Below are 19,046 nucleotides of genomic sequence, written 5' to 3'. Positions count from 1 at the left end.
CATGACCGAGCCAGGTCGGGCAGCGGAGGCCACGCCGGGCGGCGTCATCACCCGACGAGCGGCGGTCACGCCGTTCGAGGTGCACCTGGACAACTTCGACGGGCCGTTCGACCTGCTGCTGGGGCTGATCAGCAAGCACAAGCTCGACATCACCGAGATCGCGCTGGCCACCGTCACCGACGAGTTCATCGCCCACATCCGCGCTGCCCAGAAGGCCGCGGACGAGGGCGGGCAGGACTGGGACCTCTCCCAGGCGTCGGAGTTCCTGCTCGTGGCGGCGACCCTGCTCGACCTCAAGGCCGCGCGCCTGCTGCCCAGCTCGGGGCCCGACGACGAGGAGGACCTCGCCCTCATCGAGGCGCGTGACCTGCTCTTCGCCCGCCTCCTGCAGTACCGCGCCTACAAGCAGATCGCCGGCGCCTTCGCTGAGCGCATGTCGACGCACGGCCGCATCACGGCACGCCAGGCCGGGCTCGAGCCGCAGTTCGCCCGGCTGCTGCCCGAGCTGGTCATGGCCGTCACGCCGGAGCAGCTGGCCATGATCGCGGCCCGCGCGCTCACCCCCCGCGAGGCGCCGACCGTGGGCCTGGCCCACCTGCACGCCGCTCAGGTGTCGGTGCGCGAGCAGGCGTCGATCGTCGTGGGCCGGCTGCGCTCGCACGGCACCATGTCCTTCCGCTCGCTGGTCGCCGACGCCGACTCGACGCTGGTCGTGGTGGCTCGCTTCCTGTCGCTGCTCGAGCTGTTCAAGGAGGCCGTCGTGTCCTTCGAGCAGGCCGAGGCGCTCGGCGAGCTCGACGTGCGGTGGACCGGCGAGGACCGCGAGGACGTGGAGATCACGGGGGAGTTCGACGCCGCCGACATGGCCGCAGCCGCCGACGTGGCCGCCGCCGCCGTGCTCGCGGGCGGCGAATCCGTGACCGAGCGCGAGGGGGAGCCCAGCGACGAGGAGCAGCGCCTCCTGGCGGAGGCCGCCCTGGCGGCAGCGAACGACATACCTGCTGGTCAGGACCACGAAGGAGGCCAGGCGAATGTCTGAGGCTCAGGTCGAGGTGCAGGCCGTCGAGCCGCAACCTCAGGTCGAGGAGGAGGTCTTCGATGTCCGCGACTTCCCGGCCGGGCTGCGCGGTGCGCTCGAGGCCGTCCTCATGGTCGTGGAGGAGCCGATCGACGAGAGCACCCTCGCCGCGGCGCTTGAGGTCCCCCTCGACCAGGTGCGCGAGCAGCTGGCCGACCTGGCCCGGGAGTACGACGAGGGCTCGCGTGGTTACCAGCTGCGGGACTTCGCCGGTGGCTGGCGCATCTACTCCCGCCCGGAGTACACCCCGGCCGTGGAGAAGTTCCTGCTCGACGGGCAGCGCGCCAAGCTCACCCAGGCCTCCCTGGAGACCCTCGCGGTCATCGCCTACCGCCAGCCGGTGTCCCGGGCCCGCGTCAGCGCGGTCCGCGGCGTCAGCGTCGACGGCGTGATCCGCACCCTCATGACCCGTGGCCTGATCACCGAGACCGGCCACGACGAGACCACCGGGGCCGTGCTCTACGGCACGACCCCCTACTTCTTGCAGCGGATGGGCCTTACGAGCCTGGACGAGCTGCCGGCCCTGGCGCCGTACCTGCCAGACACCGACATCCTCGACGAGATCGCAGAACAGGGGCGCTGACATGAGTCCGCAGCCGAACAGGTCCAACCGGTCGTCCGGGTCCGCCGGCGGAGGCCGCCGCAGCGGCTCGGGCGGCACGAGCCGCTCGAGCACGCCGGGAGCCCCGCGTCGCATGGGCCCGGGCGCCAAGCGGGTCGCCGGGCAGCGCCGCGCCCAGCAGCCGCAGCGACCCCGCTCCTCCGAGCCCTACGTCGACGTCCACAACCCCGAGGGCACCCGCCTGCAGAAGCTCCTGGCGGGCGCGGGCGTCGGCAGCCGCCGCACCTGCGAGCGGCTCATCGCGGAGGGCCACGTCCAGGTGGACGGGCACGTCGTCACCGACATGGGCGTGCGCGTCGACCCCGAGACCCAGCAGGTCCACGTGGACGGCGAGCGGGTGATCTTCGACGAGAGCAAGGTCTACCTCGCGTTCAACAAGCCGCTCAACGTCGTCACGAGCATGCACGACGAGCTCGGTCGCGTGGACATCGGCGACTACCTCGGCGAGGGCCGCAAGCAGCGGCTCTTTCACGTCGGTCGGCTCGACCAGGACACCGAGGGGCTGCTCCTGCTCACCAACGACGGCGAGCTCGCGCACCGTCTGCAGCACCCTGCCTACGGCGTCACCAAGACCTATCTCGCGCAGGTCCCCGGGCCGCTGCCACGCGACCTCGGCCAGCAGCTGCGCGAGGGCGTCGAGCTCGAGGACGGCCCGGCGCGGGTCGACTCGTTCAAGGTCGTCGACTCCTCGCCCGGCAAGGCCGTGGTCGAGATCGTGCTGCACGAGGGCCGCAAGCACATCGTCCGGCGCATGCTCGAGGCCGTCGGGCACCCCGTGCTCAACCTCGTGCGCATCAAGGTGGGCGAGGTCAGCCTCGGCACCCTCAAGGCCGGCAAGATGCGCGCGCTGACGCGGGCCGAGGTCTCCTCCCTCTACGACGCCGCCCAGCTGTGAGCCCGGGTCCGACCCGACGTGCCCGGATCGTCGGCACCGGCCTGATCGGCACGTCGGTCGGGCTGGCGCTGCGCGCCGCCGGGTGGCAGGTCAGCCTGCAGGACCCGTCCCCGACGGCGGTGGCCCTGGCCCGTGACCTGGGGGCCGGCACCATCGACGACGAGACGCCCGACGTGGTGGTCGTCGCCGCGCCCCCGGACGTGGCGGCCGGCGTGGTGGTCGAGCAGCTCGACCGCTGGCCAGGCGCCGTCGTGACCGACGTCGCCTCGGTCAAGGGGGCCATCGCCTCCGGCGTCGCGGCGCTCGCGGGGCCGGGGTCGTCGGAGCGGTATGTCGGCAGCCACCCCATGGCGGGGCGCGAGCGATCCGGCGCGGTCGCCGGACGGCCCGACCTGTTCGAGGGACGGGCGTGGGTCGTCGTGCCGATGCCGGACTCGACCCCGCAGGCCGTGGAGACGGTGCGCGTCCTGGCTCGGGCGGCCCGTGGCGAGGTCGTCGTGATGACCGCCGAGGAGCATGACGCCGCCGTCGCGGCCGTCTCGCACGTCCCCCAGGTCATGGCCACTCTCACCGCGGCCCGGCTGCGGGACCGCGACGAGCACGCCGTGGGCCTCGCCGGCCAGGGCCTGCGGGACGTCACCCGCATCGCCGCCAGCGACCCCCAGCTGTGGACCCAGATCCTCGCGGGCAACGCCGCCGGGGTCCGCGAGGTGCTGCTCGACGTCCAGTCGGACCTCGCCGCGGCGCTGGACGCGCTCGGGGCGCTCGCCGACGAGGCCGCCACCGCGCATCACCACACCCCGGAGCGGGACGCGCCGGGTGCCCGAGCCGTGCTCGCCCGCCTCCTCGACGACGGCAACCGCGGCCGTGCCCGCGTCCCCGGCAAGCACGGTGGCGCGCCCACGGCATACGACGTGGTCACGGTCGTGATCCCCGACGAGCCGGGCTCCCTGGGCAGGCTCTTCGCCGAGGTCGGCGACGCGGGCATCAACATCGAGGACCTGCACCTGGAGCACGCTGTCGGTCATCCCGTGGCGCTGGCCGAGGTGTCCGTGCTGCCCGCTACGAGCGACCGCCTGCGCACCCACCTGCAGTCCACCGGATGGCGCATCCACTAGGCTCGCGGCCATGACCAGCCGCGCCTCGCAGACCCCCGCACCGACACCGCCAGGCGACCACATGAACGGCCCTGACCTGGTCGTCGTCGCCATCGACGGGCCCTCGGGGTCGGGCAAGTCCAGCGTCGCGCGAGCGGTAGCGTCGCGGCTGCGCTATGGCTACCTCGACACCGGGGCGATGTATCGCGCGGCCACCTGGTGGTGCCTGGACCAGCACGTCGACCTGACCGACGCCGAGGGCGTGGCCGCCGCGGTGCGAGCCATGCCGCTCACCATCGGGACCGACCCGGAGGCGCCGGGCGTCGAGGTCGGGGGGACGGACATCTCCGTGCCGATCCGCACGACCGAGATCTCGACCCAGGTCAGCGCCGTCGCCACCAACCTCGACGTCCGCGACGAGCTGCGTCGCCGCCAGCGCGAGATCATCGGTCTGGTCGGGCGCGAGCGCGGTGGCATCGTCGCCGAGGGCCGCGACATCACCACCGTCGTCGCCCCGGACTCGGACGTGCGGATCCTGCTCTACGCCAGCGAGGAGGCCCGCCTCGCGCGACGCTCGACCGAGCTGCACGGCAACGCCTCCACCGCCAACGTCGAGGCGACCCGCGACCAGATCGTGCGCCGCGACCGCGACGACTCGACCGTGTCGAGCTTCATGCAGGCCGCGCCCGGCGTCACCACGATCGACACCTCCGACCTCAGCCTGCAGGGCTCGGTCGAGGCGGTGCTCGACCAGATCGCGTCCGACCTGGGCCGCATCCGTGACTGAGGCCCGCCCCGAGCTCGATCCCGCACGCGCGAGCGACCGCCTCATGGGCGCCACCGCCCGCGTGGTGCGCGGCGTCCTGCGGATGTACCGCCTGTCCGTGCTGGGGCGCGCGTCCTTCCCCACGTCGGGGCCGGTGGTCCTCGTCGCCAACCACAGCGGCCTGCTCGACGGCCCCCTGGTCGCCGCGGTCGCGCCGCGCACCCCGCACTTCCTGGTCAAGCAGGAGGTGCATGCCGGCCGCCTCGGTCGCCTCCTGCTGCGTCTCGGCCAGATCCCCGTCGACCGCACAACCGGTGACCGCCGTGCCCTGGCCTCGGCCCGCACGGTGCTGGACGCCGGGGGAGTGGTCGGTGTCTTTCCCGAGGGCACCCGCGGCACCGGAGAGGTGGCCGCCGTGCAGCAGGGCGCGGCCTGGCTCGTGCTGCAGACCGGCGCGCAGGTCGTGCCCGTGGCCTGCGTCGGCACGCGCGCTCCCGGACGAGGTGCCGGGTCGCTGCCACGACCGGGCGCGCGGATGGTGGTGGCGTTCGGCGAACCCTTCTCCGTCGAGGCGCCCGCCGGCGTCCCCGGTCGCGAGCGCCTCCGCCTCGCGACGTCCCAGATCCACGAGCACCTGCGCGAGCACGTCGCCGCCCACCGATGATGGCCATGGCTCGTTATCAGATATGATCATTTCATGGATGTGCTCGCGGAGGTGCTGCAGTCGGCCGTCCGGCTCCAGCGGCTGGTGCCGGATGCCGTGCTGGTCGGTGGCTCGGCAGCCGCCTACTACGCCGGTCACCGCCAGTCCTTCGACCACGACCATGTCCTGACCGACCTGGTCGAGCGCTACGGGGCTGTCCTTGACGCGGTCGAGGCGAGCGACGGCTGGGCCACCAGCGTGCGGGCGTCGTCCCCGCCGTTCACCATCCTCGGCTCCCTGGACGGGGTCGAGGCAGGGCTTCGACAGCTGCGACGGCGTCGCCCGCTGGAGACCGCGTGCGTCGAGGTGGCCGGCGCCGGGGAGCTGGTGGTGCCGACGATCGAGGAGACCCTGCGCGTCAAGGCCTACCTGGTGGTCCAGCGCAACCAGACCCGGGACTACCTCGACGTCGCTGCCCTGGCGGACGCGATGGGTCACGCGCCTGCCGTGACGACGCTGCTCGCCATCGACGACTTCTACGCGGACCGATCCGACGAGCAGGGTGCCGTGTCAACACTTCTCGTGGAGCGGTTGGCCCAGCCCGACCCCCGCGACCGCCGCACGATCGACGAGCTGCCTCGATACAAGGGGCTGCTGCCCCGGTGGCACGACTGGTCGGCGGTGGTGCAGGTGTGCGCAGACCTGGCCGCGGCCATGGTGGACGGAGGCGAGTGATGGCGCTGAGCTTTCGCAACGTCGACGCCGACCCGAGCGACCCGGTCGAGTCGTGGCCCTACGAGGGCCTGGTCACCGCCGTCGAGCGCGGCGGTCTGACCGACTGGCGCCGGATCCATCGCGCCGTCCAGGCCGACCCGTGGGGCCCGGTGGCGCGCTCGCTCGAGGACTACTTCAGCTACGAGCAGCCGTATGGCGTGACGCCGCTCCTGCAGCGCTCGATTGCCGACGCACGCGCGGCCGCCGAGGCTGCCGAGAAGGCGGCGGTGGCCGACGAGGTCACGGCGCTCGTCGCGGCGAGCGGCCTGTCGCGCAAGGCCTTCGCCGAGCGCATCGGCACGTCACCGTCGCGGCTGTCGACCTACGCGTCCGGCAAGGTCTCGCCGGCGGCCTCCCTGGTCGTCCGGATGCGTCGCGTCGCCGGGGTTCGTGGCCAGGACCCCGGTGAGGGTGGCTGCGCGGATGCCCGTCCGGCGGGACAGGTGGGCGCGTCGCGTCACTCGTTCGGGCCGCGGCGGGGCGTGAGGGACAATGGGATGCCGGTGCCCGCTCCGCGGCATACGGCAAGGACTGCTGAAGGACCGCTCACGTGACCGACCACGACAACCCGACCTCCGACGAGACCCCGGTGGGGCCCGCGGCCGAGGGCGCCCTCGACGAGGGGGTCGAGCAGGCGCTGCGGGCGGGGCTCGAGGACTTCGAGCTGTCCGACGAGGACCGCGCCCTCATCGACGCCGAGCCGGGCTCGCAGGACGACGACGACAACGCTGGGCCGCTGCCCGTGCTCGCCGTGGTCGGCCGCCCCAACGTCGGCAAGTCCACCCTGGTCAACCGCATCCTCGGCCGCCGCGAGGCCGTCGTCGAGGACGTGCCCGGCGTGACCCGCGACCGAGTCGCCTACGAGGCGGAGTGGACCGGGCGACGGTTCACGCTCGTGGACACCGGCGGCTGGGAGGTCGACGCCAAGGGCATCCACCTGCGGGTCGCCGAGCAGGCCGAGGTCGCCGTCGAGCTGGCCGACGCCGTGATGTTCGTCGTGGACGCCACCGTCGGGGCCACCGACACCGACGAGGCCGTCGTCAAGATGCTCCGCCGCTCCGGCAAGCCCGTGATCCTCGTGGCCAACAAGGTCGACGACCAGCGCGCCGAGGCCGACGCCGCCATGCTCTGGGGCCTCGGGCTCGGCCAGCCGTGGCCCGTCTCGGCGCTGCACGGCCGCGGCTCCGGCGACGTCCTCGACGAGGTGCTGCGGGTGCTGCCCGAGGTGTCCAAGGTCGGCGGGGCCTACGAGCGCGGCGGGCCCCGCCGCGTGGCGCTGCTCGGTCGCCCCAACGTCGGCAAGTCCTCGCTGCTCAACAAGCTGGCGGGGGAGGAGCGCGTCGTCGTCGACAACGTCGCCGGCACCACCCGCGACCCCGTCGACGAGCTGATCCGCCTCGGCGACACCACGTGGCGCTTCGTGGACACCGCCGGCATCCGGCGGCGCGTCCACCAGACCCGCGGCGCCGACTTCTACGCCAGCCTGCGCACCCAGTCGGCCCTCGAGAAGGCCGAGGTCGCGATCGTCCTCGTCGACGCCGGCGAGCCGATCTCCGAGCAGGACATCCGCGTCATCCAGCAGGTCGTCGACGCGGGGCGTGCCCTGATCGTCGCCTACAACAAGTGGGACACCGTCGACGAGGAGCGCCGCTACTACCTGGAGCGCGAGATCGAGCGTGAGCTCGTGCAGATCCAGTGGGCCCCGCGCGTCAACCTGTCCGCGCTGACCGGGCGCAACACCGGCAAGCTCGTGCCCTATCTCGAGACGGCCCTGGACTCCTGGGACACGCGCGTGCCCACCGGGCGGCTCAACGCGTTCCTCGGCGAGATCGTGGCGGGGCACCCGCACCCCGTGCGCGGAGGCAAGCAGCCGCGCATCCTGTTCGCGACGCAGGCGTCCACGCGGCCGCCGCGGTTCGTGATCTTCGCGTCCGGCTTCATCGAGGCCGGCTACCGCCGGTTCCTCGAGCGGCGGCTGCGCGAGGAGTTCGGCTTCGAGGGCACGCCGATCGAGATCTCGGTGCGCGTGCGCGAGAAGCGCGGCCGCCAGTCGCGGTAGGCGCCCGGCGTACGGCCGGGGAGAGTCGGGCTGGCACCCACGGCACCCGACCCACGACGACGTCGAGGAGGACCTGATGACGAGCACGACCCTGGCCATCACGGGGGCGACCGGGCAGCTCGGGGGCGCGGTCTCGCAGCTCCTCGACCGGGCCGGTATGCCGCACCGCCTCGTCGTGCGTGACCCGTCCAGCCCGCGGGTGCCGCCCCACGACGCAGTCACGGACGTCGCCGCCGCCGAGTTCGGCGACCTGGACGCGGCGACGCGGGCGCTGGCCGGGGTCGACGTGCTGCTCATGGTGTCGGCGTCCGAGAGCGCGGACCGCCTGGCGCAGCACCGCACCTTCGTCGACGCGGCGGCGGCGGCCGGGGTGCGGCACGTGGTCTACACGTCCTTCCTCGGCGCCGCGCAGGACGCGACCTTCACCCTCGCGCGCGACCATCACGCCACCGAGGAGCACATCAAGGCCTCCGGCATGGCGTGGACCTTCCTGCGCGACAGCTTCTACCTCGACTTCACCGAGGCGCTGGTGGGCGAGGACGGGGTCATCCGCGGACCTGCGGGAGAGGGCGCCTGCGCGTTCGTCGCGCGAGCCGATGTCGCGCGCTCGGCGGCCGCGGTGCTGTCGGGCCCGGCCGCGCACACCAACCGCACCTATGACCTCACGGGGCCGCAGGCGCTGACCCTCGACGAGGTGGCGAGCACCATCTTGGCGGTGCGGGGGACGCGCGTCAGCTATCACGACGAGACGCTCGACGAGGCATACGCCTCCCGGGCCGGCTACGGCGCCCCCGACTGGCAGGTCGACGCCTGGGTGAGCACCTACACCGCGATCGCCGACGGCACGATGGCGACGGTGAGCAGTGCCGTCCACGAGCTCACCGGTTCGCGGCCGACGAGCCTGGAGGAATACCTGCGCAGCACCCCGCCGCGCTGACCTCCTCGCAACCGCGGTCCCCGCACGACAAAGGCGCGGATCCACCTCCAAGGGGGTAGGAGGTGGATCCGCGCCGGTCTGTGGGCCTAGCCCGCGTCACTCGTGGCCGGTGGGCTCGCTCTCGGTGCGGCGCGCGATCACGCCGCGCAGCTCCCCGTGGGTCTCCTGGTGCTTGCGCAGCAGGTGGCGGGCGTCGAGGTAGGCCTTCGTGCGGCGTGGGGACATGGGGGTTCCTCTCGGTGGTTCCTGGATCGTTCAACGACCGGGAGAGGACAGACATTCCCGTTGCGTGAGGGTTGGGGTGGGCGCTCCTGCGGGGCGGCAGCGGTGGGCGGGATCGATTGGGAATCGTGGCCGCTCGTGCGCTAAGGTGACGTGTCGCTCACCGCGGTGGGCAACGGGCTGTAGCGCAGCTTGGTAGCGCACTTGACTGGGGGTCAAGGGGTCGCAGGTTCAAATCCTGTCAGCCCGACCACAAGGTCCCGGGAACGCTAAGTTCCCGGGACCTTTGTCATTGGAACGGTGTCTCTGCGCACGTCGAGGACTGACCACGCACCCAGCCAGGCGGCAGAATCGCGTACACACTGGGATGATGTGGCCTGCTTTCTGCTGAGGTGGGTGATCATGGCAGAGCGGCAGCTCCCGGACTTCTTGGCGTATGGCGACCTGTCCCGCCACGGGCTCAGCCGGCATGGCCTGGAGCAGCTCGTGGCGCAGGCGGAGGTTGAACGCGTTGCGCCAGGCGCCTTCATCAGGACAGGGCTGACGGATGGCACGACCGCCGCTCTGATCGCCGCGACCGCGAAGAAGCCGCAGGCCACCATCTGCCTGCTGTCAGCCCTGTCCATCCACGACCTGACGGACGAGATCCCCACGAGGAGCGACATCGCCCTGCCGCGGGGCAGCCAGCCCCCCAGGATCACGATCTCGACGGTGCGCTGGCACCGTTTCCACCCGGCCACCTTCGAGGTCGGCCGGACCCAGCAGTCGCTGCCCGGGGGCGGGCGCATCGGGCTGTTCTCGCCGGAGCGCACGATCCTCGACGTCTTCCGGTTGCGCCACGACTGGGGTGCCGACCTCGCTCACGCAGCCCTCAGACGATGGCTGGCGCGTCAGGGCAGCAGCCCAGCGACGTTGCTGTCGATGGCCGAGAACCTCCCCAAGGCCCGACCGGCCGTCCGGGTCTATCGCGTTAACGGTGTAAGTGGCCCTAGCGCCCCGGTTGGGGCAGGAGGGTCGTCATGACCGAGACACTGGTGGCTGTGAGTCCACCTTCACCGAAGAAGAGCCAGGACCCGGGCGATCCGGGCGGTCCACCGCCCGGGGAGGCGTTCGGGCCGATCCCGGACGCGGGTCCGGAGCGGGAGCTGACGCCGGCCGAGCTGGCCGTGATCAAACAGATGGTGCTCCAGGCCAAGGACGCCGGCGTGGCGCTGACCGGCCCGGACGGGCTGCTGAAGGCGTTGACGAAGACGGTCATCGAGACCGCGCTGGATGAGGAGCTGTCCGAGCACCTGGGCTATGACAAGCACGCCGTCGAGGGCCGTAACCGGGGCAACTCCCGCAACGGCACCCGGACCAAGACGGTCCTGACCGACAACTGCGGACCGGTGCAGATCACCGTGCCCCGGGACCGGGACGGCACGTTCGAACCCCAGCTGGTCAAGAAGCGGCAGCGGCGCCTGTCCGACCTGGACGACCTAGTCCTGTCCCTGTACGCCAAGGGTCTGACCACCGGTGAGATCTCCGCGCACCTGGCCGAGGTGTACGGCGCGTCGGTGTCCAAGGACGTGATCTCGCGGATCACCGACCGGGTGATCGAGGAGATGCAGTCCTGGTGGGCCAGACCCCTGGAGAAGGTCTACGCCGCGATCTTCATCGACGCGATCATGGTCAAGGTCCGCGACGGTCAGGTCCGCAACCGCCCGTTCTACGCCGCGATCGGGGTCGACCTGGACGGGCACAAGGACATCCTGGGCATGTGGGCCGGTGACGGTGACGGGGAGTCGGCCAAGTACTGGCTCGCGGTGCTGACCGAGCTGCGCAACCGCGGCGTCAAGGACGTCTTCTTCATCGTCTGCGACGGCCTCAAGGGTCTGCCGGACAGCGTGAACGCGGCCTTCCCCCAGGCCATCGTGCAGACCTGCATCATCCACCTGATCCGCAACACCTTCCGGTACGCCAGCAGGAAGTACTGGGACCAGATCGCCCGCGACATGAAGCCGATCTACACCGCCCCCAGCCCCGAGGCGGCCCGGGCACGGTACGAGGAGTTCGCCGAGAAGTGGGGCACGCCCTACCCGGCGATCAAGAAGTTGTGGGACAACGCGTGGGAGGAGTTCATCCCGTTCCTGGACTACGACGAGGAGATCCGCAAGGTCCTGTGCTCGACCAACGCGATCGAGTCGCTCAACGCCCGCTACCGGCGCGCGGTCCGAGCCCGTGGGCACTTCCCGAACGAGCAGTCCGCGATGAAGACGCTCTACCTGGTCACCCGATCACTGGACCCCAAGGGCACCGGACAGAGAAGATGGGTCACCAGGTGGAAGCCAGCACTGAACGCGTTCGCCATCACCTTCGCCGACCGCATGCCCGCGGCGGAGGACCGCTGACCATGCAAACGCCACTTACACCGTTAGCCGGACAGTCCCGGCCGTCCGGACAGCGTTGCAGGTCCTGCTGTAGCGCCTCGGTAGTCGGATCTGAGGGGCGGTCGGAGGTGGGGATGGGGTATCCGTCCGATGTGGGGGCCTACCTCAGGAGCCCAGTGTGGAGGTGCCAGAAGGACCGGCGACACCACCCGAGAAGGGCACCGTCATGAGCGTCTACGGACACGCGTACATCGTCAACACCGAGGTGGAGTACCGCCTGGAGCGTGCCGGGGTTGGCCGGGGCAACCCCGGGCTGGGCGGGCGCGGCGCGTGGGCCGGCACCCGGTCAGGGTTCTTGGCCCGGCGCCGGGCCAAGAACCAGACCGCTGCCGCGGCCGGCGCCGCAGCAGCTGCTGCCCCCGCCTCGCCACTGCCCCCGCCTCGCCACTGGCCTCGGCAGATCTTCGTCACGGGCGCCGCCAACGAGGGACCGCGCGCCTGGTCGCCACCTTGGTCGTGGGGCTGAGCCACGGGTGGTGGATGCGCAAGCACTCCCGCCACCACGCCAACCCCAACAGGGTCGGGGCGGACGAGGACATCCGGCCCGGCGTCCTGCTCTTCACCCCCGACGACGCCGCCGGCGCACGGGCCTGAGCGGCTGGCTCACCGCTCGCCAGGGGTGGCTGTTCTTTCCCCTGCTCACCCTCGAGGGCCTCAGCCTGCACGCCGACGCGGTCCGCACCGTCGTCCAGGACCGCGAGATCAGCCACCGCGGGACCTAGGCCGTGCTCCTGACGATCCGGCTGGCCGTGCTCCCGGGCCTGGTCCTCACCCTGCTCGGGCCGGGCCTGGGTGCAGCCTTCCTCGCCGTGCAGCTCGCCGTCTTCGGCGTCTACATGGGCGCGACCTTCGCCCCCAACCACAAGGGGATGCCGCCGGTCCCGCGGGGCACGAGGATCGACTTCCTCTCCTGCCAGGTCCTGACCTCGCGCAATATCCGCGGCGGCCGGCCGTGGACTGGCTCATGGGCGGCCTCAACCTGCAGGTCGAGCACCACCTGTTCCCGAGCATGCCGAGCGGCAACGTGCGCCGGGCGCCGTTCGTCCGCGCCCACTGCGCCGAGCACGCCGTCCCCTACACCGAGGCCGGGCTGCTCGAGTCCTATGGCATCGTCGTGCGGCACCTCAACCGGGTGGGGCTGGGTGACCGGGACCCGTTCGCCTGCCCGTTCGTGACGGCGCACCGGCAGGGCTGACCGCCGCGGCGAAGGCCGCCAGCGTCCAGTCCCGGACCAGCTCGGCCGCCGCGCGACGCCGGGCGGGCTGGACGATCTCGTGGCCCTCGTCGGGCACGATCTCGCAGCGCGCGGTCCCGCCCACCGCCTGCACCGCCTGGGCGAGCTGCTGCGACTCGCTCGGCGGGACGTTGGTGTCGTGGGCGCCGTGCACCAGCAGCACGGGCGCGTCGATCCGGTCGGCCAGCCGCAGCGGCGAGATGGTCCGCAGCAGCTCGGCGTCGTGGACGGGGTGGCCGTACTTCGGCAGGGCGGCCCGCGCGATCCACGGCTCGGTGGTGGCGTAGAACGTGCCGAGGTCGCTCATCCCCGCGATGCTCGCCCCGGCTGCGAAGAGCCCGGGTCGAGCCGCCAGGCACGAGAGGGTCAGGTAGCCGCCATACGACCAGCCCACGCACGCCACCCGGTCCGGGTCGGCGAGGCCGCGCGCGACGAGGTCCGCCACGACGTCCTCGACGTCGTCGACGCCCCGCCAGCGCAGACCGACGTCGTCGGCGTGGGAGTAGGCCCGCCCGAAGCCTCCCGACCCGCGGACGTTGGGGGCGCAGACCGAGATGCCGGCCCGCAGGAGCACGGGATACAGGTGCGACCAGCCGGGCCGCTCCTGGCCCTCGGGCCCGCCGTGCAGGTGTATGACGACCGGCCCGCCCCCGTCGACCGGGCGGTCCTGCGCCGGGTGCCACCAGGACGACACCTCCGTGCCGTCACGCGTCGTGGTGCGAAGCAGCTCCGGCAGGACGGCCTGCGGGTCGCGGGTGGCGCCCTCGACGTCGACCCACGCCTGCGAGACCCAGCTGCGGGTGCGCAGGTCGAGGATCTCGACGCACCGGTCCCGGTCGGGGCTCTCGACCGTCAGGGCCAGGATCGAGCCGTCGGCGCTGAGGCTCGGCTCGGTGGCGACCCAGCCGGGCAGGGGGATGGCCTCTTGGACGGTGCCGTCGACCAGCTCGACGAGGGCGAGCTCGCTGCGGCCGCCGTCGACGTTCCACAGGACCGCGGCGCGGGTGCCGTCCTCGCTGACGCAGAACTCCTCGACGTCGGCGTCCGGACGAGCCATCAGGACCCGCTCCGAGACGCCGCGGCCGGTCACCGTGAGCAGCGCCAGCCGCTGCCGGTCGCCCCCGACGTCGGTGCGGACCACGACGCGCAGGTAGCCCTCGCGGCTCTCCGACGGGCACGAGGTATGCGGGGGCAGCCGCTCCGACCAGCCCGATCGTGACGGCAGGCGCCGGGGACGGTGGTCGTCGAGGATCGCGGCGGCGTCCGTGACCGAGCCGGGGTCCGGGCGCAGCAGCGCGGTGTCCTCGCCGCCCCACAGCAGGCGCAGCGACCGGTTGCCGCGACCGCCCACCCGCACCAACGACGCGCCGCCCCACGAGTCGACGAACCGGCCCTCGGGACGCCGGTCGACGACCTCGACACCGAGCGTCTGCGGGTCGACCAGCCGAGACTCGCCGGAGCCGTCCTCCAGCTCGGCGGTGACCTGGATCCGCGCGCCGTCCCAGCCGACGAGCTCCGCCGACCCGTCGCGATCGTCGTCGGCGCGCCACGCCTGCGGGTCGCCGGGGTCGGTCGTGACGACCCACACCTGGGAGCGGTACCCGCCATACGGCGCGACCTGGCAGGCCAGCCACAGACCGTCGGGAGAGTGCCGCACCCGGGTGACCGGTCCGTCGACCGGCAGCCGGACGGGCCGCCAGGTGCCGGCGCGCGCCCCCTCGAGGAAGCGCTGCACCGCTCGGGGATAGCCATCGACGTCGACGACGTGCGCCAGGGCACGGCCGTCGGGGGCGACGGACGCCCCGTGGGTGGGGCGGCCGGAGAGCTCCATCACGGTCGGAAGGTCTGGAGCCACAGCTCCAGGGTCGCGAGCTGCCACAGCTCGTTGGAGCCGAGGGTCGTGCGGGTCGTGTTGGGATCGGCGAGCAGCCGGTCGAGCACGTCGGTGTCGAAGACGTGGCGGTCGAGCGCCGCCGACGAGCCGAGGGTGTCGCGGACCAGCTCGAGCACCTCGCCCTCGAGGTGGCGGATGCCGGGGACGGGGAAGTAGCCCTTGGTGCGGTCGATGACCTCGACCGGCAGGATCGACCGGGCGGCGTCCTTGAGGACCCCCTTGCCGCCCCCGGCGAGCTTGAGCTCGGGCGGGCAGGAGCCGGCCAGCTCGACGAAGTCGTGGTCGAGGAAGGGCACCCGGCCCTCGAGGCCCCAGGCCATCGTCATCGTGTCCACCCGCTTGACCGGGTCATCGACCAGCATGACCTGCGTGTCCAGGCGCAGGGCGGCGTCGACGGAGGTGTCCGCGCCGGGGGCGGCCTGGTGGGCGGCGGCGAAGGCCCAGCTCGGGTCGTGGTCGAGGCGGTAGTCCGGGTGCAGCAGGGCGCCCACGGCGTCGTGGCTGCGGTCGAAGAAGACCCGGCGGTAGGCCTCGGTCGTCCGGTCGCGGGGGACGTCCAGGAGCGGGGGGTACCAGTCGTAGCCCCCGAGCACCTCATCCGCGCCCTGGCCCGACTGCACGACCTTGACGTGCCGCGAGACCTCTTGGGAAAGCAGGTAGAACGCGATGCAGTCGTGGCTGACCATCGGCTCGCTCATCGCCGCGAGGGTGCCGGGGACGGCCGGCAGCAGGCGGCTGGTGTCGACGTGGATCTTGTGGTGGTCGGTGCCGTAGCGGGCGGCGATCAGGTCGGAGTAGGAGTACTCGTCGCCGGACTCGCCCCCGGCCGAGTCGAAGCCGATGCTGAAGGTCTGCAGGTCCTGCTGCCCCCGCTCGGCGAGCAGCGCGACGACCAGGCTGGAGTCGAAGCCACCGGACAGCAGCACCCCCACGGGCACGTCGGCGACCATGCGTCGCTCGACGGCGGTGCGCAGGGAGTCCAGCAGCGCGTCGCCCCAGTCGCGGGCGTCCCAGTCGGCGCGGTCCTCGCAGCGGGTGAACGACGGCTCCCAGTAGACGCGGTCCGTGTAGCGGCCGTCGGGCTGGTAGGTCCGGACGGTGGCGGGCGGGAGCTTCTGGATGCCGGCGAACATCGTGCGGGGCGCGGGCACGACGGAGTGGAAGGACAGGTAGTGGTGCAGCGCGACCCGGTCCAGCGACACGTCCACGTCGCCGGCGTCGACGATCGCGCGCAGCGACGAGGCGAAGCGCAGCCGGTCGCCGCGGCGCGAGAGGTAGAGCGGCTTGATCCCGAGCCGGTCCCGGGCCAGGGTGAGCACGCCGGTGTCGACGTCGGTGATCGCGAAGGCGAACATGCCGGTCAGGTGCTCGACGCAGTCCGGCCCCCAGCGGTGGTAGGCCTTGATGATCACCTCGCTGTCGGCGTGCGAGAAGAAGCGGTAGCCGTGACCCTCGAGCTCGGCGCGCAGCTCCTGGTAGTTGTAGATGCAGCCGTTGAACACCATCGACAGGCCGAGCTCGGCGTCGACCATCGGCTGGGAGCCGCGGGGCGACAGGTCGATGATCGACAGGCGCCGGTGCCCCAGGGCGACCCGCCCCTGGGCCCAGACCCCGCCGTTGTCGGGACCGCGCGCGACCATCGCCTCGGTCATCGTCTCGACCGCCGCGACGTCCGCGGGCCGAGCACCTCGCTCGCCGAACCTGACCTCACCGCAGATGCCGCACATCAGCGCTCCTCCCCGTCCGTCATGATCCACGTGTCCTTGCTGCCGCCACCCGCCGAGGAGTTGACGATCCTGCTGCCCTCGGCCCCGGACCGGCTCAGCGCGGCCGGCATCGAGATCGCCTCCGTCTCGCGGGTGCCGCTGCGCCGCCGCAGGTGCACGAACACCCGCAGGTCCACGTGCCGCGGCCGCAGGGCGTTGCCGTCGAAGGTCGGGTGCGTGGACAGGTCGACCAGCTCCTGCCCGATGTAGCGCTCGGGGTTGGCGAGGATCTCGCGCCGCCGCTCGGCGACCTGGGCGGACGTGGCGTCCGGCCCGATGAGCACCCCGAGCCCGCCGTGCCCGTCGATCGGCTTGGTGACGAGCTCGCCCAGGTGGCCAAGGACGTGCTCGCGGGAGTCCGCGTCGGCGCACAGCCAGGAGGGGACCTGGTCCAGGATCGGCTCCTCGCCCAGGTAGTAGCGGACCATGTGCGGCACGAAGGTGTAGACGGCCTTGTCGTCGCCCACCCCGTTGCCGAGGGCGTTGGCCAGCGTCAGGGTGCCCCGGTGCAGCGCCTCGATGACCCCGGCGCCCAGAGGCTGGCCGTCGCGGCCTCCCGCCGACAGCAGCAGGTCCTCGTCCATGCGCAGGTAGGCCACGCGCACCTGGGCCGGTCGTCCGGCCCGCCGCCGCATGAGGCGCCCGTCCTCGAACCACACCTGGCTCGGGGTGAGCACGTCGACGCCCATCGCCTCGGCCAGCCCGGTGTGCTCGGGCCACGCGGAGTCGGTGGGGCCCGAGGAGAGGATGGCGATCTCGCCGGGCTCGGCGGCGCCCCCCTGCGCGGCGGCGGACAGCGTGTCGCGCAGCAGCTCGGGGACGGGACGGACGGGCCGTATGCCGCGGGGGAACACCTCGGGCACGAACCGGCGCATCAGGGCGCGCGCAGCGATGGCGTAGCCGACCCCGGACGGCACGCGCAGGTTGTCCTCGAGCACCCGCCAGCGTCCGGGTCCGTCGCTGACCAGGTCCAGGCCGCTGACGTGGTTGCGGACGCCCGGCCCGCCGAGGCGCCCGCTGGAGCGGTAGCCCGGCGCCCGGTCCAGCAGCTCGCGGGGCATCACGCCGTCGGCGAAGATCGCGCCCTCGCCGTAGCAGTCGCGCAGGAAGGCGTCGAGCGCCCGCGCCCGTTGCTCGCCGCCGGCGCTGATGTGCTCCCAGTCGGACGCGGACACGATGCGGGGGATCAGGTCGACGGGGAAGACCTGGGGCTGCGGCTGGTCGCGCAGGCGGAAGGTTACGCCGTCGGCGCGCTGCAGGTCGACGATCGCGTAGTCGCGCTGGCGCAGCCCCCGGGTCCCCAGCCGCTGGAAGGCGGCGACCACGTCGGCATACGGCGGGCGCGGTGCACCGGTCTCGTCGACGGCCTCGTCGTAGGCCGCGGGGGCCGCCCCCTCGCGGGGCCGGTAGGACTCGAGCAGGTCCTCGGTGCCGTCGACCGGGGCCGCGACGCCACGGGCGGTCTCGGCGATGAGCTGGTCGACGACGTCCGTGAGCCGGCCCCGGCGGCGGCGCGCCCGGCGCTGGCGGGCGGCGGAGCTGCCGCGCAGCAGGGCGGCCGTGGTCAGCCCGTCGACGAGCTCCCAGTCGCCGTTGGCCCGCAGCCACGGCTCCAGCGAGGCGACGAGGTCGCGGATGATCTCGGGGGCCGGGGCGGTGCGGCCCGAGCGCAGGTCCACGAGGTCGCCCTCGAGCCCCGAGCGCGCCGCCCGCCAGGACGCGGCGCGGCCGACGACGGGGGCCAGGTCGAGCGGGGGGACGCCCGCAGCGATCGTCTCGACGGCCCGGTCCACCATGGCCCGGAACAGGCCGGCGACCAGCACGATCGTGTCGGTGGAGGGGCAGCTGTCGCAGATCCGCAGCTCGATCGTGCTGATGCGCGCGGCCGGCCGGACGTCGAAGTAGATCATCCCCGGGTCGCTGATCACGCCCGTGTCGACGAGGTTGGCCACCAGCCGGTCGAACTCGGCGGCGGAGCGGGCCCCGCTCGACAGGCCCGTCGTGGGCCAGCGGCTCCACACCAGGCTCCGCACGCTGGCATAGCCCGTGTCGTCCCCGTCCGACCAGTAGGGGGAGGACGCGGACAGCGCCAGCAGCGGGGGCAGGTCGGGGGCCACGTGCTCGGCGACCAGGCAGGCCTCGTCGAGGTCGGCCACGTCGACGTGCACCTGCGAGCCGCAGATCAGCTGCTCGCGCGTGAGGAGCTGGTAGTCCGCCAGCATGCGCCGGTATCGCGGGGTCTCGGTCACGTCGATCTCGTCGGGTGCCGACAGCGGCAGGGAGCCGGCCGCCACGATCCCGAGCCCCAGCGGCGTCGCCGCCTGCACCAGGCCCTCCCGGCAGCGGAGCAGCTCGTCGCGCAGCTCGTCCAGGTCGGTGACGACGGCCGAGTTGACCTCGACGACGCACTGCTGGAGCTCGGCGACGTACTCCGTGCGGTCGGCCAGCGCCTCGAGCAGCTCGGGGGCCTTGGCGGCGAGCCGGCGCGTGGTCAGGTCGACGACGTGGAACTCCTCCTCGACCCCCAGCCTGCGGATCGGCCGGGTCCGCGGCTGCGACGTCTGCGTCGTCTGGGGGGACTGCCGGGTCTGGGCCTGCCCGCTGGGTCGTGAGCTGTCCATGGCGTGAGG

Annotated in this window: 18 protein-coding genes and 1 tRNA gene; 15 read left to right on the top strand and 4 right to left on the bottom strand. The window is 72.7% G+C overall.

Features of this window, described 5'->3' with window-relative positions:
- Window position 1 precedes the first annotated feature (1 nt).
- The 10 genes from ACF3NS_RS12530 to ACF3NS_RS12485 all read left to right on the top strand — a co-directional run bounded on the left by ACF3NS_RS12530 (window position 2) and on the right by ACF3NS_RS12485 (window position 8,871).
- Window positions 2-1,039: a segregation and condensation protein A gene (locus ACF3NS_RS12530; RefSeq protein WP_392466414.1), complete on the top strand. Its 1,038-nt coding sequence runs from the start codon at window positions 2-4 to the stop codon at window positions 1,037-1,039.
- Window positions 1,032-1,661, top strand: a complete 630-nt coding sequence (gene scpB, locus ACF3NS_RS12525; RefSeq protein ID WP_392466411.1) for an SMC-Scp complex subunit ScpB — start codon at window positions 1,032-1,034, stop codon at window positions 1,659-1,661. The genes ACF3NS_RS12530 and scpB overlap by 8 nt, the downstream gene beginning before the upstream one ends.
- 1 nt (window position 1,662) lies before the next feature.
- Entirely contained in the window at window positions 1,663-2,595 is a 933-nt protein-coding gene (locus ACF3NS_RS12520; protein ID WP_392466409.1) for a pseudouridine synthase, read from the top strand.
- Complete coding sequence (locus ACF3NS_RS12515; protein ID WP_392466408.1) at window positions 2,592-3,713, top strand: prephenate dehydrogenase; 1,122 nt, start codon at window positions 2,592-2,594, stop codon at window positions 3,711-3,713. Before ACF3NS_RS12520 ends, ACF3NS_RS12515 begins: the two co-directional genes overlap by 4 nt.
- Window positions 3,714-3,774: 61 nt before the next feature.
- A complete protein-coding gene (gene cmk, locus ACF3NS_RS12510) occupies window positions 3,775-4,479 on the top strand; it encodes a (d)CMP kinase (RefSeq protein WP_288798388.1) in 705 nt (234 codons plus the stop codon).
- Window positions 4,472-5,122 (top strand): lysophospholipid acyltransferase family protein, encoded by a 651-nt coding sequence (locus ACF3NS_RS12505; protein WP_392466406.1) that lies wholly within the window; start codon window positions 4,472-4,474, stop codon window positions 5,120-5,122. Before cmk ends, ACF3NS_RS12505 begins: the two co-directional genes overlap by 8 nt.
- A 33-nt stretch (window positions 5,123-5,155) precedes the next feature.
- Window positions 5,156-5,836 (top strand): hypothetical protein, encoded by a 681-nt coding sequence (locus ACF3NS_RS12500; RefSeq protein ID WP_392466404.1) that lies wholly within the window; start codon window positions 5,156-5,158, stop codon window positions 5,834-5,836.
- Complete coding sequence (locus ACF3NS_RS12495) at window positions 5,836-6,429, top strand: helix-turn-helix domain-containing protein (protein ID WP_392466401.1); 594 nt, start codon at window positions 5,836-5,838, stop codon at window positions 6,427-6,429. Before ACF3NS_RS12500 ends, ACF3NS_RS12495 begins: the two co-directional genes overlap by 1 nt.
- The gene (gene der, locus ACF3NS_RS12490; RefSeq protein WP_392466398.1) at window positions 6,426-7,934 is read left to right on the top strand and encodes a ribosome biogenesis GTPase Der; all 1,509 of its coding nucleotides are present in this window, start codon (window positions 6,426-6,428) and stop codon (window positions 7,932-7,934) included. Before ACF3NS_RS12495 ends, der begins: the two co-directional genes overlap by 4 nt.
- Window positions 7,935-8,010: 76 nt before the next feature.
- Window positions 8,011-8,871: an SDR family oxidoreductase gene (locus ACF3NS_RS12485; RefSeq protein WP_392466396.1), complete on the top strand. Its 861-nt coding sequence runs from the start codon at window positions 8,011-8,013 to the stop codon at window positions 8,869-8,871.
- 96 nt (window positions 8,872-8,967) lie between these two features.
- On the opposite strand, the gene ACF3NS_RS12480 is transcribed toward ACF3NS_RS12485, so the two are convergent.
- On the bottom strand, window positions 8,968-9,096 hold the full coding sequence (locus ACF3NS_RS12480) for a hypothetical protein (protein WP_019285733.1): 129 nt from the start codon (window positions 9,094-9,096) through the stop codon (window positions 8,968-8,970).
- 173 nt (window positions 9,097-9,269) lie between these two features.
- Between ACF3NS_RS12480 and ACF3NS_RS12475 the strand changes: the two genes are divergently transcribed.
- From ACF3NS_RS12475 to ACF3NS_RS12455, 5 genes are all read left to right on the top strand, one after another.
- Window positions 9,270-9,346 (top strand) — tRNA-Pro (locus tag ACF3NS_RS12475).
- Between the two features lie 149 nt (window positions 9,347-9,495).
- Window positions 9,496-10,116: a hypothetical protein gene (locus ACF3NS_RS12470; protein ID WP_392466393.1), complete on the top strand. Its 621-nt coding sequence runs from the start codon at window positions 9,496-9,498 to the stop codon at window positions 10,114-10,116.
- Window positions 10,117-10,271: 155 nt separating this feature from the next.
- The gene (locus tag ACF3NS_RS12465) at window positions 10,272-11,483 is read left to right on the top strand and encodes an IS256 family transposase (RefSeq protein WP_392469078.1); all 1,212 of its coding nucleotides are present in this window, start codon (window positions 10,272-10,274) and stop codon (window positions 11,481-11,483) included.
- Between the two features lie 205 nt (window positions 11,484-11,688).
- Window positions 11,689-11,988, top strand: a complete 300-nt coding sequence (locus ACF3NS_RS12460) for a hypothetical protein (protein WP_392466392.1) — start codon at window positions 11,689-11,691, stop codon at window positions 11,986-11,988.
- 153 nt (window positions 11,989-12,141) lie between these two features.
- Window positions 12,142-12,717, top strand: a complete 576-nt coding sequence (locus tag ACF3NS_RS12455) for a fatty acid desaturase family protein (protein WP_392466389.1) — start codon at window positions 12,142-12,144, stop codon at window positions 12,715-12,717.
- Here the strand turns inward: ACF3NS_RS12455 and ACF3NS_RS12450 are convergent.
- Genes ACF3NS_RS12450 through ACF3NS_RS12440 form a run of 3 tightly spaced genes read right to left on the bottom strand, consistent with a single transcriptional unit; the run spans window position 12,647 to window position 19,037 of the window.
- Window positions 12,647-14,587 (bottom strand): alpha/beta hydrolase family protein, encoded by a 1,941-nt coding sequence (locus ACF3NS_RS12450; RefSeq protein WP_392469131.1) that lies wholly within the window; start codon window positions 14,585-14,587, stop codon window positions 12,647-12,649. The genes ACF3NS_RS12455 and ACF3NS_RS12450 overlap by 71 nt on opposite strands.
- The gene (locus ACF3NS_RS12445) at window positions 14,587-16,377 is read right to left on the bottom strand and encodes an N-acetylglutaminylglutamine amidotransferase (RefSeq protein ID WP_154592883.1); all 1,791 of its coding nucleotides are present in this window, start codon (window positions 16,375-16,377) and stop codon (window positions 14,587-14,589) included. The genes ACF3NS_RS12450 and ACF3NS_RS12445 overlap by 1 nt, the downstream gene beginning before the upstream one ends.
- Window positions 16,377-19,037 carry a glutamate--cysteine ligase gene (locus tag ACF3NS_RS12440; protein ID WP_195849138.1) on the bottom strand — a complete coding sequence of 887 codons (2,661 nt, stop codon included), beginning with the start codon at window positions 19,035-19,037 and terminating at the stop codon, window positions 16,377-16,379. Before ACF3NS_RS12440 ends, ACF3NS_RS12445 begins: the two co-directional genes overlap by 1 nt.
- Window positions 19,038-19,046 lie beyond the last annotated feature (9 nt).

The organism is Arsenicicoccus cauae (assembly GCF_043162025.1).
GTDB classification, from domain to species: Bacteria; Actinomycetota; Actinomycetes; order Actinomycetales; family Dermatophilaceae; genus Arsenicicoccus; species Arsenicicoccus cauae.
Note: the sequence above shows the minus strand (reverse complement) of the source record. Positions and strands in the feature narration are given on the sequence as shown.

What these genes read in the sequence shown, in the direction of transcription:
- ACF3NS_RS12530 (WP_392466414.1), top strand. Translation starts at nt 2, where the DNA reads ATGACCGAGCCAGGTCGGGCAGCGGAGGCCACGCCGGGCGGCGTCATC.
- scpB (WP_392466411.1), top strand. Translation starts at nt 1,032, where the DNA reads ATGTCTGAGGCTCAGGTCGAGGTGCAGGCCGTCGAGCCGCAACCTCAG.
- ACF3NS_RS12520 (WP_392466409.1), top strand. Translation starts at nt 1,663, where the DNA reads ATGAGTCCGCAGCCGAACAGGTCCAACCGGTCGTCCGGGTCCGCCGGC.
- cmk (WP_288798388.1), top strand. Translation starts at nt 3,775, where the DNA reads ATGAACGGCCCTGACCTGGTCGTCGTCGCCATCGACGGGCCCTCGGGG.
- ACF3NS_RS12500 (WP_392466404.1), top strand. Translation starts at nt 5,156, where the DNA reads ATGGATGTGCTCGCGGAGGTGCTGCAGTCGGCCGTCCGGCTCCAGCGG.
- ACF3NS_RS12495 (WP_392466401.1), top strand. Translation starts at nt 5,836, where the DNA reads ATGGCGCTGAGCTTTCGCAACGTCGACGCCGACCCGAGCGACCCGGTC.
- ACF3NS_RS12485 (WP_392466396.1), top strand. Translation starts at nt 8,011, where the DNA reads ATGACGAGCACGACCCTGGCCATCACGGGGGCGACCGGGCAGCTCGGG.
- ACF3NS_RS12480 (WP_019285733.1), bottom strand. Translation starts at nt 9,096, where the DNA reads ATGTCCCCACGCCGCACGAAGGCCTACCTCGACGCCCGCCACCTGCTG.
- ACF3NS_RS12470 (WP_392466393.1), top strand. Translation starts at nt 9,496, where the DNA reads ATGGCAGAGCGGCAGCTCCCGGACTTCTTGGCGTATGGCGACCTGTCC.
- ACF3NS_RS12465 (WP_392469078.1), top strand. Translation starts at nt 10,272, where the DNA reads ATGGTGCTCCAGGCCAAGGACGCCGGCGTGGCGCTGACCGGCCCGGAC.
- ACF3NS_RS12460 (WP_392466392.1), top strand. Translation starts at nt 11,689, where the DNA reads ATGAGCGTCTACGGACACGCGTACATCGTCAACACCGAGGTGGAGTAC.
- ACF3NS_RS12450 (WP_392469131.1), bottom strand. Translation starts at nt 14,587, where the DNA reads ATGGAGCTCTCCGGCCGCCCCACCCACGGGGCGTCCGTCGCCCCCGAC.
- ACF3NS_RS12445 (WP_154592883.1), bottom strand. Translation starts at nt 16,377, where the DNA reads ATGTGCGGCATCTGCGGTGAGGTCAGGTTCGGCGAGCGAGGTGCTCGG.
- ACF3NS_RS12440 (WP_195849138.1), bottom strand. Translation starts at nt 19,037, where the DNA reads ATGGACAGCTCACGACCCAGCGGGCAGGCCCAGACCCGGCAGTCCCCC.